This is a genomic window from Nakamurella sp. (assembly GCF_048594475.1).
GTDB lineage: Bacteria > Actinomycetota > Actinomycetes > Mycobacteriales > Nakamurellaceae > Nakamurella.
Window position 1 is genome coordinate 1 of sequence record NZ_JBMDXT010000064.1, and the last position, 1,792, is coordinate 1,792.

2 protein-coding genes are annotated in these 1,792 nt (G+C 77.6%); both read right to left on the bottom strand.

Annotation, left to right across the window (positions count from 1 at the left end):
- A partial coding sequence (locus tag ACOJUF_RS03185) for an AMP-binding protein (RefSeq protein WP_420120419.1) occupies window positions 1-1,007 on the bottom strand: 1,007 nt, incomplete at its 3' end.
- Between the two features lie 182 nt (window positions 1,008-1,189).
- The gene (locus ACOJUF_RS03190; protein ID WP_420120420.1) at window positions 1,190-1,792 is read right to left on the bottom strand and encodes a biotin transporter BioY; all 603 of its coding nucleotides are present in this window, start codon (window positions 1,790-1,792) and stop codon (window positions 1,190-1,192) included.

The window sequence follows — 1,792 nt, forward strand, 5'->3', positions numbered from 1 at the left end:
CCGGGCGTGCGCGGCAGGGCGTCGGCCACCAGCCACCGGCGCGGCCGGGACGGGCCGGTCAGCACCCGGCGCGCGGCCGCCCGGATCCCGCCGAGGTCGGCTCCGGCGACCGGCTCCAGCACGGCCACGACGAGCTGGCCGAGCCGGGGATGGGCGGCCCCGACCACGGCGACGGCGGCCACCCCGGGCAGGGCCAGCAGGACCTGTTCGACGTCCTCGGCGACGACGGTCGCGCCGCCCGTGGTGATCGCGGCGTCGCCCCGGCCCCGGATCCGCAGCGCGGGCCCGGCCGGATCGTCGGGGGCGGACCGGTCCTCGGCCAGGTCGCCGACCGTGGCGAACCCGTCGGCGGCACGCCGGAACGGACCGCTGATGCCGGGCGGGTAGCCCAGCGACAGGTACGGCGACGAGACCCACAGGACGCCGGAGCGCAGCTCGACCCGGGCGCCGGGGAACGGGCGCAGCGGGCCGGGCGCCCGGCGGGCGGCGACGAACGAGAGCTCGGCGGCGCCGTAGTACTCGACGACGGCGAGACCGCGGGCCAGGGCGCGCGCGGCCAGCTCGTCGGGCAGGGGCGCCCCGGCCACCACCACGGTGTGCAGCGGCGCCCGACCGGCGCCCCGGTCCAGCTCGTCCAGCAGCGTGGCCAGCCGGGACGGCACCGCGTGGACGGCGGTGGCGATGGCGGGATCGTCCACCAGGTGCGCCCCGATCGCCAGGGTGTGCACGGCCGCGAACAGGTGCATGGTCGCGTGCAGGGGACCGGTCAGCAGCACCCGGTCGCCCGGGCCGATCCCGGTCAGCTCGCTGAACGGGGCGAACGACGAGGTCCACGACGCCGCGGTGCGCAGCACCGGCCGCGGGTGCCCGGACGTGCCGGAGGTGACCACGACCAGGAACGTCTCCGGGGGGAGCCGCCGGGCCCCGGCATCCGCCGGGCCGCCCGCCGGCGGCGCGGCGGGATCGGTGATCAGGACCGGGGTGCCGCGCCGGGCCGCGGCGAACACCGCGGCCAGCGCATCGACCGGAGCGGGCCCGGCGGCGACCGGAGGGCCCGGACGACCGCCGGGGGCCGTGCTGACGGCCGTGCCGAACTGCCGGTAGGTCAGGGTGCGCCCGCCCAGCGTGATGGCCGGGGCGTCGTCCTCGCGGCCGGGCCGCAGCGGACCCGGCCGGACGGGCGCCGCGATCAGGAGGAGACCTTCTGGGTCGGCGGCTGGGTGCCCGCCGAGCTCACGCCGGGGATCAGGCCGGGGTACGCCCGGTGCACCTGCTTGACCACGATCGCGGCCACGACCGCCTTGAGCACGTCGCCGGGCAGGAACGGCAGCGCCCCGGTCAGCGCGGTGGCCCAGCTGCCCGTCCGGATCGCCAGCCAGGTGATGCCGAAGACGTAGATGACCAGGGCCCCGCCGACCAGGTTGACCAGGATGCCCTGCCACAGCGGGTAACGGGGCAGGATCCGGGCGGTCAGCAGGCCGATGACCACGACGCCGACCAGCCAGCCCACCAGGTAGCCGGCCGACGGCCCGGCCCAGACCCCGAGGCCGCCCCGGCCGCCGGCCAGGAGCGGCAGGCCGGCCGAGGTCAGCACGAGGAACACCAGGACGGCCAGGAAGCCCTTGCGGGCGCCGAGAATGCCGCCGGTGAGCATGATGCCCAGGGTCTGCAGCGTGATCGGCACGCCGGTGGAGCCGATGGTGATGCTGCCGGGCAGGCCGAGGGCGGCGATCAGCGCGGCGAAGATGGCGATCTGGGCCAGGTCTCGCGCGGTGCTCTTGCGGTTCGCCAT

Bases quoted from the DNA above. Each gene is read 5' to 3' on its own strand.
- ACOJUF_RS03190 (WP_420120420.1), bottom strand. From the start codon at position 1,792: ATGGCGAACCGCAAGAGCACCGCGCGAGACCTGGCCCAGATCGCCATC.